Raw genomic sequence first — 12,316 nt, 5'->3', positions numbered from 1 at the left:
GGCGTCGATGTCGTGGCCGTGCAGCGGCAGGCCGGCTTCCAGACGAAGCGAGTCGCGGGCGCCCAAACCGATCGGCTTCACGCGGGCGTCGCTCAGCAGCAGGTTCCAGATGCGCTCGGCGTCGGCGTTGGGCACCGAAATCTCATAGCCGTCCTCGCCGGTGTAGCCCGAGCGCGAGACGTAGCAGTCGACCCCGAACAGCATCAGACGGGCCGAATCCATGAAGCCCATCTCGCCCAGGGCCGGCTCGTGCTTGACCATGACCTCGGCGGCTTCCGGCCCCTGGATGGCCAGCAGAGCGCGGTCGTCCAGGACCGTCAGCTTGGCGTCGCCGGCCAGGTTGGCGTTCAGGAAGGCGAAGTCGGCGTCCTTGTTGCCGGCGTTGACCACGACATAGAGGCCGTCATGGTCGGGCTTGCCGGCCATCAGGTCGTCCATGATGCCGCCTTCAGCGTTCAGCAGCAGTGAATACTTCTGCTTGCCGTCCTTCAGGATCTGGTAGTCGCCCGGGACGAAGCGCTGGAACTGCGCAATGGCGTCGTCGCCGGTGATGCGGGCCTGGCCCATGTGCGAGACGTCGAACAGGCCGGCGTGCTCGCGGGTCCAGCGGTGCTCGGCCAGGACGCCTTCGTACTGGACCGGCATGTCATAGCCGCCGAACCCGACCATGCGGGCGCTGAGCGCGCGGTGCGCGGCGTTGAGAGGGGTGGTCTTCAAGGCCTGGTCGCTCATCGAGCATCCTCCGGTCGCGGGTTGCGGCGATAGCTTCGCCGTCGTCGCGCCCCCGCTGTCCTGAAGCCTGAGAGATTCCGACCGTCCCCAAAGGGGCGGCCTTGCTCCGTCGGCGCGCCCATGAATCCCGAGAACGGGGGGCGACTTTCCAGCGTCCGTGCGCCCTCGCGGTCCTTTTGCCTGAGCGTTTCCGGGGCGGTTGCGCCTTCGGCCCCGACGGCCGCTGCGCGACCGCCGATCTCTCCCGCGAGAGCGTGCGACCTAAGGCCCCGACTCCGAGCCGAAGTCAAGCGGCGCCGGGCTTGCCGCGAACGATCCGAAGGGCCATGAGGGGCCGAACCGCTCTCGTGACAGGATTGAAGGCCGCCATGACCGCCCGCACCGCCCGCACCGACCTCGCCGCCCACCTGGCCGCCCTCGATCTGCCGCAGGGCCTGGCCCGGACCCTGACGGCCGCCGCCGCCGCCTGCGTCGAGATCCGCAAGATCGTCTCGGGCGGGGCGCTGGTCGGCGCCCTGGGCGCATCCGGCGCCGTCAACGTTCAGGATGAGGAGCAGAAGAAGCTCGACGTCATCTCCAACGACGTCCTGACGGAAATGCTGCTGGCCTGTCCGGCGGTGGCGGGGGTGGCGTCCGAGGAAATGGACACGGTCCAGCCGGCGACCAATCCGGCGGGCGAATACCTGGTTCTGTTCGATCCGCTGGACGGCTCGTCCAACATCGACATCAACGCCCCCGTCGGCACTATCGTCTCGGTGCTGAAATCGCCGTCGGCGACGCCGACCGAGGCCGACTTCCTGCAGTCGGGCCGTCAGCAGGTCGCGGCCCTCTATTGCCTCTACGGCGGCCAGACCATGCTGGTGCTGACGACGGGCCAGGGCGTGGCGGGCTTCACCCTGTCGCACGACGGCCAGTGGCTGATGACGCACGGCGCGGTCACGGTGCCGGCGGACACCAAGGAGTTCGCCATCAACATGTCGAACCAGCGCCACTGGGCCGAGAGCGTGCAACGCTACGTCGACGGCTGCCTGCAGGGCGCGGACGGCCCGCGCGGCAAGAACTTCAACATGCGCTGGGTCGCCGCCATGGTGGCCGACGTCCACCGCATCCTGATGCGCGGCGGCGTCTTCCTCTATCCGTGGGACAAGCGCGAGCCGAACAAACCCGGCAAGCTGCGCCTGATGTACGAGGGCAACCCCATGGCCTTCCTGATCGAACAGGCGGGCGGCAAGGCGACCACGGACGGGACCCAGGCCATTCTGGACGTGACCCCGACGGCCCTGCACCAGCGCATCCCCGTGGCGCTCGGCTCGGCCAACGAGGTCGATCAGATCGCGGCGGCCTGACCTTCACGCCGTCATCCCGGCCAAGCCTCGCGCAGCGCAGAGCCGGGATCGCCAAGGGCACGACATTCAAACGGCTGCGCTTCCGGCGGTCCCGGATCGAGCCTGCGGCTCGTCCGGGATGACGAAAGAGGCGGTCAGTTCGTCGCCGCGTAGGCGTCCACTTCCGCGAGCCGTTTCGCCTTGTCGGCGTCGCTGAGGAAGCTGCCCTCGAAGCTGTTCTTCGCCAGCTGCGTCACCTGCTCGCGCGTCAGGCCGACCGCTTCAGCCAGCTGGCTGTAGTTGGCGTTCACATAGCCGCCGAAATAGGAGGGGTCGTCCGAGTTCAGGGTGACGTGCAGGCCGCGGCGCAGCATCTCGGGGATCGGATGGTCCTTCAGGTCCTTGACCACGCACAGCTTCAGGTTCGACAGGGGGCAGACGGTCAGCGTCATCTGCTCGGCGGCCAGACGCGCGATCAGACCCTCGTCCTCCATCGAGCGGTTGCCGTGGTCCATGCGGTCGATGTGCAGCAGGTCCAGGGCCTCGTGGACATAGGCGGGCGGGCCTTCCTCGCCGGCGTGGGCGCACAGCTTCAGGCCCAGGTCGCGGGCGGCGGCGAAGACGCGCTGGAACTTGGCCGGCGGGTGGCCCAGCTCGGACGAATCCAGCCCGACGCCGATGAAGTGGTGCAGGTAGGGCTTGGCGGCCTCCAGCGTGGCGAAGGCTTCGTCTTCCGACAGGTGGCGCAGGAAGCTGAGGATCAGGCCGCTGGTGACGCCCAACTCGGCCCTGGCCCGGTCCATGCCGGCGATCAGGCCCTCGACGACCACGCCGAAGGGCACGCCCCGGTCGGTGTGGGTCTGGGGGTCGAAGAATATCTCGGCGTGGCGGACGTTGTCGGCGGCGGCGCGCTGGAAATAGGCGAAGGCCAGGTCCTCGAAGTCCTGACGCGTCAGCAGCACGGCGGCGCCCGCGTAATAGATGTCGAGGAAGTCCTGTAGGTTGGAGAAGTCATAGGCCGCGCGCACGGCCTCGACGCTGTCATAAGGGATGGCGACGCCGTTGCGCTGCGCCAGTTCGAACATCAGTTCGGGCTCCAGCGAGCCCTCGATGTGCAGGTGCAGTTCGGCCTTGGGCAGGCCGGCGATGAAGGCGTCGAGATCGCTCATGGCGAAGGGCTCCTAAGCCATTGTGTCAGTAGTTGATCGAGAGGCGAGCAAGGCCCGCTGATGTTCTCGCGTAACGTCTCAGCCGCCAAGCCGAGTTCGTTATGGTCGAGCCATTCCTCGATCAGAGCCCGCGCGCCATCGCTTATGGATGAGCCGTGCTCCTCCAATACGGCGCGCAGGATGCGTTCGTTCTCCGCCCATTTTTCAATCATGGACGAGGTGGCCATCTACATCCGTTCGGGTGTCTCGATGCCCAGCAGCTCCAGCGCCTGTTCCAGCTGGTGCAGGCTGGCGGCGGCCAGGGCCAGGCGCGAGCCCTTGGTGGCGGCGTCCGGCGCGACCAGGATCGGGCAGGCGGCGTAGAACTTGGAGAAGCTCTGGGCCAGCCGATAGGCGTGCTCGGCGATCAGGTTGGGCGAACGCTTGTCATAGGCGTCCGCCGTGGCCGCGTCGAAGGCGTCCAGCGTCAGGGCCAGATCGCGCTCAGCCGGTTCGGCGACGACGATGGGGGCGATCTCGACGCCCTGATCGGCCGCCTTGCGCAGCAGGGATTTCACCCGCACGGCCTGATACAGCAGATAGGGGCCGGTCTTGCCCTCGAAGCTCATGAAGCGGTCGAGGTCGAAGACATAGCTGGTGGTGCGGTTGTTCGACAGGTCGGCGAATTTCAGCGCCGCCACCGCCACCTTGCGGGCGATGTCCTCGAACTCGGCCTCGGGCAGGTCGTCGCCCAGCTTGGCCTCGTGCAGGCGCTCGCGCGCCTTGTCCGTAGCCATGGTGATCAGGTCGTGCAGCTTCAGCACGCCGCCCGCGCGGGTCTTGAAGGGCTTGCCGTCGGCGCCGTTCATGGTGCCGAAGCCGAGGTGCTCCAGCGACTTTTCAGGCGCGTAGCCGGCCAGATAGGCGGCGCGGAAGACCTGTTCGAAATGCTCGGCCTGACGCTCGTCGACGACGTAGAGGATCAGGTCGGGGTCGATGGATTTGCGGCGGTCCAGGATCGTGGCCAGGTCGGTCGTGCCGTACATGGCCGAGCCTTCGGACGACACCACCAGCAGAGGCGGCGGGGACGGGGCTTCGATCACCGTGCCGTCGGCCAGTTTCTTCTTGCGGGTCTCGCCGGGCCTGGCGACGTGCACCACCTGGGCGCCGTCGTCCTCGACCAGCAGGCCGCTCTCCTTCAGGTGCGCCAGCATTTCCGGCATCAGGGGATCGGCGTCGGATTCGCCGTTCCACAGGTCGAAGGTGACGTCCAGGGCGCCGAACTCGCGCTCCAGCGCCGTGCGGCTGACGGCGACGAAGTGGGCCCACAGGGCGCGGTAGCCGGGGCGGCCGTTCTGCAGTTCAGCGGTGGCCTTGCGGGCGCGGTCGCGGAAGGCGGGGTCTTCCTTGGCCTTGGCGGCGGCCTGCGGATAGAGGCGTTCCAGGTCTTCCAGCGTGACCGGGCTGTCGGCGGGGAAGGGACCGTCGCCGTCGGCCATGAAGGCGTCAGCCAGGTTCTCGTCGCCGCAGGCGGTGATCAGCAGGCCCATCTGGAAGCCCCAGTCGCCGAAGTGGGCGTCGCCCCAGACGATGTCGCCGCGGAAGCGGAACAACCGCTTCAGGCTCTCGCCGATGATGGAGGAGCGCAGGTGGCCGACGTGCATCGGCTTGGCCACGTTGGGACCGGCGTAGTCGATGACGACCTTGCGCGACGGCGTGTTCAGCGAGGCGCCGGCCAGTGTGTCGTCGGCGGCGACCTCGGCGGCGCGCTGCGACAGGGCGGCGTCGGAGAGTTTCAGGTTGATGAAGCCGGGACCGGCGACCTCGACCGAGGACAGGCGCGGGTCGGCGGCCAGGCGTTCGGCCACCTTGGCGGCCAGTTCGCGCGGATTGGCCTTCAGCGCCTTGGCGGCGGCCAGCGCGCCGTTGGACTGGAAGTCGGCCAGGTCGGGGCGGTCGGAGGCGACGACGCGGGCCAGGGCCTTGTCCACGCCTTCGGCGGCGAAGGCGGCTCCGACCGCTTCGCTGAGAGAGGTCTTGAGATCAGTCATGTTTCTTAGGGGTTCGGTTGGGTCTGGCCGGCGGTGACGCGGAAGCGGCTGCCCGAGCGGTTGAACTCGGCCATGTCCGGCGTGACGTCGAAGCCGATCAGGACTTCGAAGTTGTTGCCGCTGGTGGTGGCGTCGGCGCGGGGGATGACGATGGACTGGGCCTGTTGGACCGAGGCGGTCTGCTGGCCCTCGAAATTGACCGGCAGGTCGAAATATTCCTTGGCGAGGACGGCCGAATTTCGCTCAGTGACCGCCACCCAGTAGCGATAGGTGCGGGCGTCGCCGCTGGCCTGGGGGCCTTTGCCGAGGTTGAACAGGATGTTGAAGTCCAGGCGGATCGGGTCGGCGTCGCGATAGACGCAGTCGGCGCTCACGCCCTCGATCTCGCCGGTGAAGCCGATGGTCGCCGTGGAGGGGCGGTTGAAATCCGTCATCTCGACGTAGCGGGCGGCGTCGTACAGCACCTTCACATAGGGGCAGGGGCCGGCGTTGGCGCGGCGCGACAGGGGAGCGATACGCACGCGACGCGCGTCTTGCGACGTGCCCTGGTCCGGCGCCCGGTCGCGGCTCTGCTGGCCGCCTTGGCCAGGGCGGCCGCTGGACTGGGCCTCGGCGGATTGGGGAATCAGCACGGCCGCGAAGGAGAGGGCGGCGAGGGCGGTCAGGACGCGACGCATCAGGAGCTTTCCGGCAGTCGAAGGGGGCGCGGGACGATCGGACGTCCGACCTAGCCACGCTCGGTGGTGATAGCGGCTAAAGCGAGGCGCGGCAAACGCGACCATGCAGGCAGTGGCGGCAAGGGGCGCGAGCGACTAGGTTCCGGGCCATGAACGCGCCCGTATCCCCCTCCGCCTTTGATCGCCGCCCGCTGACCGTGCGCCTGGCCACGCCGCGCGGCTTCTGCGCCGGGGTGGATCGGGCCATCCAGATCGTCGAGCGCGCCATCGAGAAGTTCGGCGCCCCCGTCTATGTGCGTCACGAGATCGTTCATAACCGCCACGTCGTCGAGCGCCTGAAGGGCATGGGGGCGATCTTCGTCAAGGAGCTGGACGAATGCCCGGACGACCGGCCGGTGGTGTTTTCGGCCCACGGCGTGCCCAAGTCGGTGCCGGCCACGGCGCGGTCGCGCGAGCTGCTGTTCCTCGACGCCACCTGCCCCCTGGTGTCCAAGGTCCATGTCGAGGCCGAACGCCACCACGCGGCGGGCCGCCACATCATCCTGATCGGCCACGCCGGCCACCCCGAGGTGGTCGGCACCATGGGCCAGCTGCCGCCCGGCGCCATCAGCCTGGTCGAGACGGTCGCGGACGCGGAAGGCTTCCAGCGCCCCAGTGATCAGCCCCTGGCCTACGCCACCCAGACCACCCTGTCGGTGGACGACACGGCCGACATCCTGGCGGCCTTGAAGCGGCGCTTCCCGGAACTGCCCGACCCGCACAAGGAAGACATCTGCTACGCCACCACCAACCGGCAGGAGGCGGTCAAGCGTCTGGGCGAGGGCTGCCAGCTGGTGCTGGTGGTGGGGTCCAAGAACTCGTCCAACTCGGCCCGTTTGGTCGATGTGGCGCTGAAGGCCGGGGCGGGCGACGCGCGTCTGGTCGATGACGCGGGCGATGTGGACTGGTCGTGGTTCGACGGCGTCACCACGGTCGGCGTCACCGCGGGGGCCTCGGCGCCCGAGCCCCTGATCGAGGCCCTGATCGACGCCATCCGCGCCCGATTCGACGCTGTCGTGACCGAGGATGACGGCGCGCGCGAAACTGTCTCGTTCAAGCTGCCCCGCGCCCTGACGGCCTGACGCGGGCGGGGCGCCTTTCCTCCCCACTTGTGGGCAGGGGGACCGCGTAGCGGTGGAGGGGCGATGCAAACGTCCGCCGTCGAGACGCCCCCTCCGTCACGTCGCCTTTGGCTCCGCGTCACCTCCCCATGGAATGGGGAGGAAAGAGGTCGTCGCAGCCCAACGAAAAGGGCGCGTCCGTCGAAACGAACGCGCCCTGATCGGTCTGGCTGGACCTTGAGTCTTATAGACCCGGCAGCTTGAAACGGCTGTCGCGGCGCGGGGTGATGGCGATGCCTTCGCGGCCGCCGGTCAGGGCCAACAGGCGGGCGTGTTCGGAGTTGGCGTCGATAGTGCGGGCGCCTTCAGCGGTCTGGCTGACGGTCGCGGTCTGCGTGGCCGGATCATTCTTGCGCCAGAACATGACGCGGTTGGCCCAGCTTTCTTCCTTGTGCGCCAGATCGCCGAACTCGTCGTCGACGACGTAGCGGGCCAGGGGGTCGGCGCGGTCGGCGCCGGCCTGGGCGACCAGGGCCTGCTCGCCGCCGGTGCGGGTCACGGCCTGGCGTTGGCCCAGCAGGATCTGACGGGCGGCGCTCTCGGGCGCCAGCTCTTGCGGGCGCGGTTGGCCCGGCGACGGCGGGGTCAGGCCGTATTCCGGCGGCACGGCCAGCGGCGCGCTGGCGACGGTGACGAACTCGTCCGGCACGACCTTGGTCAGGCCGATGCTCTGCTTCATGCTCGCGCAGGCGGTCAGGCTGAGGGCGGTGGTGGCGAGAAGGGCCACGGTGAGGGCGCTACGGATACGCATATGGTCAGCTCGGCTCCGGGAGGCGCGCCCAATGGCGCTGGCTCGGGACGATAGTGAAGAGGGGGTGATTACGACTTTTCGTTGGCCGCGCCAACCGTCGAGCGGCGTTCCGACAGGAAGCTGTCGAGGATCAGCAGGACGACGCCCACGGTGATGCCCGCGTCGGCGATGTTGAAGATCCATGGAAACAGGCCGGTTCCGGAGAAGTCGAGGAAGTCCACGACCCCGCCGAAGCGGATGCGGTCGAAGACATTGCCCAGGGCGCCGCCCATGACCAGGCCGATGGCCGCGATCATCAGCTTGCGATCCGACCGGGTCGCCCAGACGGCCAGGGCTGCGGCCACCAGAACGGAGAAGGCGCTCAGGATCCAGCGCCCGGCGCCGCCGCCGAAGAGGCCGAAGCTGACGCCCGTGTTCAACACATAGGTCAGGTTGAAGACCGGCGGCATGACCTCGGCGATGCGATAGCCGTCGGGAATCTGCGAGATGTGCGCCGCGTCGATGGCGCCCAGAACCCAGGCCTTGGTCAGCTGGTCCAGCACGATGACGGCGAGGGCGGCGCCATAGGCGGCGAAGGCGAGGCGAGAGATTTTCATGCTGAAAGCCGGTTAGCAGGAAGCAGGGCGAGGGCGAAGAGGGAAAGCGACGGCGTGATCGGCTGGCGGCGGCCTTTCCCCCAGCGTCCCGAAGGTTATAACCGGCCCATGACCCTGCCTCACGCCCTGCCTCGCCTGTCCGCCGTCGCCGACGACTACGACATCCTGCTGTGTGACGTCTGGGGGGTGATCCACAACGGGCGCGAAAGCTGGCCCGAGGCCTGCGAGGCCCTGACGAAGTTCAATGAAAAGGGCGGCCATGTCGTCCTGATCTCCAACTCGCCGCGTCCCTCGTCGGACGTGGTGGCGCAACTGGACGCCCTGGGCGTGCCGCGCGACAGCTGGAAGGCCTTTGTCACCTCGGGCGACGCCACCCGCGCCGAACTGGCCCGCCGTGCGCCCGGCCCGGCCTGGATCATCGGCCCCGACCGCGACTTCGTCCTCTATGAAGGTCTGAACCTGGACAGCGCCCACGGCGCCGAGGACGCGGCCTTCATCTCGGTCACGGGTCCCTACAATGATGCGACCGAGACGCCCGAGGACTACCGAGAGCGCCTGATTCCCGCTGTCGAACGCGATCTGGAGCTGATCTGCGCCAACCCCGACCGCATCGTGCAGAAGGGCGACAGCATCATCTATTGCGGCGGCGCCATCGCCGACCTCTACGAGGAAATGGGGGGGCGCGTGGTGATGGCCGGCAAGCCCTTCGGCCCTATCTACGAACTGGCCCTGCGCGAGGCGGCGGCCTTGACGGGGCGTCCCGTCGATCGCTCGCGCGTCCTGTGCATCGGCGACGGGGTGGTGACAGATGTTCTGGGCGCCGCCGAGCAGGCCCTGGACTGCCTGTTCATCGCCCAGGGCATCCACGGCGACGCGGCCAAGGGGCCAGACGGGACGCTGGATCCGGCCCGCGCCGCCGAATTGCTCCGCGCCGAGACGACCTTCGCCCGCTACGCCGCGCTCGAACTGACGTGGTGAGGCTCGCCATTTCGTCGCACCTGGCTTAAAGCCCGGCTATGGTCGAATACGTCACACAGCACCCGTCGGGCGGTTACATCCTCGACGAACTTCATGTCGGCATGGCCGCGCAGAAGACCGTCCATGTCACGGAGGAGCGGATTCGTCTGTTCGCCGAGGCGTCGGACGACTTCAATCCGGTGCATCTGGACGAGGAGTTCGCCTCCAAGACCGCCTATCGCGGGCGAATCGCCCACGGCCTGCTCAGCGCCGCCTTCGGCTCGGCGGTGGTCGGCACCATCCTGCCGGGCGCCGGGTCGATCTATATTTCGCAGACCCTGTCCTTCCACTTCCCGGTCCGCATCGACGACATGGTGCGCATCGTCATCACCGTGATCGAACTGGAGGCGGACAGCGCCCGGGCCGAGCTGAAGTGTGAAGGCTTCGTCGGCGACAAGCTGATCATGGACGGCGTGGCCGTCGTGCGCGTGCCGCGCCGCCGCAAGCCCTCGGCCCGCTGAGGCCAGCCGTGGTCGAGGTCATCCGCGGCTGGCGCGACCTGCCGGCCTCGCAGCGCGGGGCGGCGGCGGCGATCGGCGCTTTCGACGGCGTGCACCGGGGGCATCAGGCGGTGATCGCATCGGCCCGCGAAGCGGCCCGGCGTCTGGGCGTCCCCCTGGCCGTGGTCAGCTTCGACCCCCACCCGCGCCGCCTGTTCCAGCCCGAGGCCGCGCCCTTCCGCCTGATGACGGCGGATCAGATGGCCCGCGCTCTGGCCCCGCTGGGCGTCGACCGCCTGTATCTGATCCCCTTCGACCGCGAGATGGCGGGGATGACGGATGAGGAGTTCGCCCGTCGCGTTCTGTCCGAGGGTCTGGGCGTCGCCCACGCCGCCGTCGGCTTCGACTTCACCTTCGGCAAGGGTCGTTCCGGCTCGCCCGAGGCGCTGCGGACCTATGGACAGGATCTGGGCTTCACCGTCTCCGTCACCGACCGCATCGACGACGTCTCGGGGCTGAAGCTGTCGTCTTCCGCCGTGCGCGAGGCGCTGAAGGCCGGCGACATGGACCGCGCCGCCGCCATCCTGGGCCGCCCCTTCGCCATCCAGGGCGAGGTCATCCACGGCGACAAGCGCGGCCGCACCATCGGCGTGCCGACCGCCAACGTGGCCATGGGCGACTATATGCGCCCGGCCTACGGGGTTTACGCTGTCCGCACCCGCTTGCCGGACGGGCGGGTCGTCAACGGCGTCGCCAACCTGGGCGTCCGCCCCATGTTCGAGATCGACGCGCCCCTGCTGGAAGTCTGGCTGCTGGACTTCAACGAAAGCCTCTACGGCCAGACCCTCGAGACCGAACTGGTCGCCTTCCTGCGCGGCGAGATGAAGTTCGACGGCCTGGACGCACTCAAGGTCCAGATCGAAGCGGACGCGGCAGCGGCGCGCGCCCTTCTGGCCTGAAGCGGCGGCCCACCCGTTTGCCGTCATTCCGGGGCGCGCAGCGAACCCGGAACCCAGGCAGTCGATACGCCTACGCCCGCACCATTAGGTCTCGCGCCTGGGCCCCGGATCGCCCCTCCGGGTCGTCCGGGGTGACAGCGGTGAGGGGGCGGCTAGCGATCCGTTGCGGACATCAAGTTTGCCGGGCATGATCCAAGGATGGATGGTCCCTCGAAAGCGGAGCGCATGCACATTCGGCGCGAGGTTGGGAACAGGGTACTCCCTGCTCCTTCTGTGCTGCCGCGACATCGAGGGACGGAGTGCCTCTGGCCTCATGCCTGTTTCGCATGTCGAAAGTCTTGGAAACTAGCCGATGGTTCCACCGCCAAATGCCCTGAGTGTGGTGAAGCTCTTAGGTGGATGGGGCGGGCATTTAGGGTTCCAAGGAAGGCTGACAGGGAACAGTGGGGAAAGGTCGATGCCCTTTGGTCGGCAGGCTTTCGCTTTTTCAACTCGCCGACCCTGAAAGGCGCCGCTGAGCCGTTTCCTGAGCGCCTGCGAGACGTCGATGGTTTTGTACGGCGAAATCCCGAGCACCCATTTCGCGTGAAGAATTAAAGCCCGCTCTCCGCGCTTGGCGGAAACTCCAGTTGCAAGACTTAGACAGCGTCTCCGCAACGCCACCTTGACCTTGGGACGGCCGGTCGCGGAACTCCGTCGAGTCGAACGCTCTGACTACCCGCAGTGTCCGTGCCGCTATTCCACGCAGCTAGCCCTCCGCCTTCTCCGCGATGGTCATCAGGGCGTCGTGCAGGGACTTGCCCTTGGCGTCGACGACGTCGGCGATGCGCCACATGGGGCCTTCCTTGACCAGCTTCAGCGTCTGTTGATGCGTCTGGCCGTGGTTGGTGAATGTCACGTCGGCGGTGGCCGCCTTGTCGCCGTCGGGCGTCATCTTCAGCGCGGTCAGGGCGAAGCCGTCGGCGTCCTGACAGGCGCAGATCGGGTCATAGTTCAGATAGGTGACTTCGTTGCGGGACTGGGCCTCGCGGAAGTCGACGCCGATCAGGGCGTTCAGGGTGCGCGAATAGAGCGGATCGCGTCCGGGGCTGATCGCCGCCGCCGCCGGATCGTTCGCCAGAGGCGCGGCGGCGTTGGCGTAGAGGGCGCGGACGAAGGCCTCGGCGTCCTTCTCTCCGGCGGCGTAGATGGCCGCGCGCCCGGTCAGTGGCGCTTCGGCGGGGGCGGGCGCCTTCTCCTCGGCGGGCGAGCAGGCCGCCGCCGTTAAAGCCAGAACCGCCGCCGCTGTCATCGCCTGAACGCGCATCTGATCGCCTCCCTCTGTTCGCATCGACTATGGCGCAGGCGCCGCCCGGTCTGCTAGACGGTTTCAACCATGACCGTTCGCGTGATCCGTCCGATTTCGATTAGCCGCCCGGCGTAGCGCCAGGGCTGGTCAGCCCCGCGCACGTCGGGATCGA

The 12,316-nt window shown here is 68.2% G+C and carries 13 protein-coding genes and 2 riboswitches; of the genes, 5 read left to right on the top strand and 8 right to left on the bottom strand.

Translation table 11 applies throughout. The features are described from left to right. Positions 1 to 732: glycine cleavage system aminomethyltransferase GcvT (gcvT, locus tag VGE49_RS13435; RefSeq protein ID WP_331035042.1), on the bottom strand; the 732-nt coding region annotated here is incomplete at its 3' end. 53 nt (positions 733 to 785) lie between these two features. Next, a riboswitch (glycine riboswitch) is annotated at positions 786 to 886 on the bottom strand. Between the two features lie 4 nt (positions 887 to 890). Beyond that, positions 891 to 989, bottom strand: a riboswitch (glycine riboswitch). A gap of 111 nt (positions 990 to 1,100) precedes the next feature. On the opposite strand from gcvT, the gene VGE49_RS13430 reads away from it, so the two are divergent. Beyond that, the gene (locus VGE49_RS13430) at positions 1,101 to 2,078 is read left to right on the top strand and encodes a class 1 fructose-bisphosphatase (protein WP_331035041.1); all 978 of its coding nucleotides are present in this window, start codon (positions 1,101 to 1,103) and stop codon (positions 2,076 to 2,078) included. 134 nt (positions 2,079 to 2,212) lie between these two features. Here VGE49_RS13430 and VGE49_RS13425 read toward each other — a convergent pair whose 3' ends face one another. The 4 genes from VGE49_RS13425 to VGE49_RS13410 are packed head-to-tail and all read right to left on the bottom strand — an operon-like array spanning position 2,213 to position 5,933. Beyond that, complete coding sequence (locus VGE49_RS13425; protein ID WP_331035040.1) at positions 2,213 to 3,226, bottom strand: adenosine deaminase; 1,014 nt, start codon at positions 3,224 to 3,226, stop codon at positions 2,213 to 2,215. Continuing rightward, positions 3,223 to 3,453: a hypothetical protein gene (locus VGE49_RS13420; protein WP_331035039.1), complete on the bottom strand. Its 231-nt coding sequence runs from the start codon at positions 3,451 to 3,453 to the stop codon at positions 3,223 to 3,225. Before VGE49_RS13420 ends, VGE49_RS13425 begins: the two co-directional genes overlap by 4 nt. Then, a complete protein-coding gene (gene argS / locus VGE49_RS13415) occupies positions 3,454 to 5,256 on the bottom strand; it encodes an arginine--tRNA ligase (RefSeq protein ID WP_331035038.1) in 1,803 nt (600 codons plus the stop codon). Positions 5,257 to 5,261: 5 nt separating this feature from the next. After that, complete coding sequence (locus tag VGE49_RS13410; RefSeq protein ID WP_331035037.1) at positions 5,262 to 5,933, bottom strand: Tat pathway signal sequence domain protein; 672 nt, start codon at positions 5,931 to 5,933, stop codon at positions 5,262 to 5,264. 149 nt (positions 5,934 to 6,082) lie between these two features. Here VGE49_RS13410 and ispH point away from each other — a divergent pair, with 149 nt between their 5' ends. Continuing rightward, positions 6,083 to 7,054 (top strand): 4-hydroxy-3-methylbut-2-enyl diphosphate reductase, encoded by a 972-nt coding sequence (gene ispH, locus VGE49_RS13405; protein ID WP_331035036.1) that lies wholly within the window; start codon positions 6,083 to 6,085, stop codon positions 7,052 to 7,054. 223 nt (positions 7,055 to 7,277) lie between these two features. Here ispH and VGE49_RS13400 read toward each other — a convergent pair whose 3' ends face one another. Together VGE49_RS13400 and lspA are read right to left on the bottom strand one after the other, a co-directional pair. Further along, positions 7,278 to 7,844, bottom strand: a complete 567-nt coding sequence (locus VGE49_RS13400; protein WP_331035035.1) for a DUF3035 domain-containing protein — start codon at positions 7,842 to 7,844, stop codon at positions 7,278 to 7,280. 68 nt (positions 7,845 to 7,912) lie between these two features. Then, positions 7,913 to 8,440, bottom strand: a complete 528-nt coding sequence (gene lspA / locus VGE49_RS13395) for a signal peptidase II (protein WP_331035034.1) — start codon at positions 8,438 to 8,440, stop codon at positions 7,913 to 7,915. A 108-nt stretch (positions 8,441 to 8,548) separates the two neighbouring features. On the opposite strand from lspA, the gene VGE49_RS13390 reads away from it, so the two are divergent. From VGE49_RS13390 to VGE49_RS13380, 3 genes are read left to right on the top strand one after another with little or no spacing between them, the layout of a single operon-like run. Further along, a complete protein-coding gene (locus VGE49_RS13390) occupies positions 8,549 to 9,418 on the top strand; it encodes a TIGR01459 family HAD-type hydrolase (RefSeq protein ID WP_331035033.1) in 870 nt (289 codons plus the stop codon). Positions 9,419 to 9,456: 38 nt separating this feature from the next. After that, the gene (locus VGE49_RS13385; RefSeq protein WP_331035032.1) at positions 9,457 to 9,918 is read left to right on the top strand and encodes a MaoC family dehydratase; all 462 of its coding nucleotides are present in this window, start codon (positions 9,457 to 9,459) and stop codon (positions 9,916 to 9,918) included. 8 nt (positions 9,919 to 9,926) lie between these two features. Further along, positions 9,927 to 10,856 (top strand): bifunctional riboflavin kinase/FAD synthetase, encoded by a 930-nt coding sequence (locus VGE49_RS13380; RefSeq protein WP_331035031.1) that lies wholly within the window; start codon positions 9,927 to 9,929, stop codon positions 10,854 to 10,856. A gap of 748 nt (positions 10,857 to 11,604) precedes the next feature. On the opposite strand, the gene VGE49_RS13375 is transcribed toward VGE49_RS13380, so the two are convergent. Next, positions 11,605 to 12,162 carry a DUF3828 domain-containing protein gene (locus VGE49_RS13375; protein WP_331035030.1) on the bottom strand — a complete coding sequence of 186 codons (558 nt, stop codon included), beginning with the start codon at positions 12,160 to 12,162 and terminating at the stop codon, positions 11,605 to 11,607. Positions 12,163 to 12,316 lie beyond the last annotated feature (154 nt).

The sequence above is a fragment of the Brevundimonas sp. genome, assembly GCF_036405315.1.
Classification (GTDB): Bacteria; Pseudomonadota; Alphaproteobacteria; order Caulobacterales; family Caulobacteraceae; genus Brevundimonas.
This window is presented reverse-complemented; position numbering and strand designations above follow the sequence as displayed.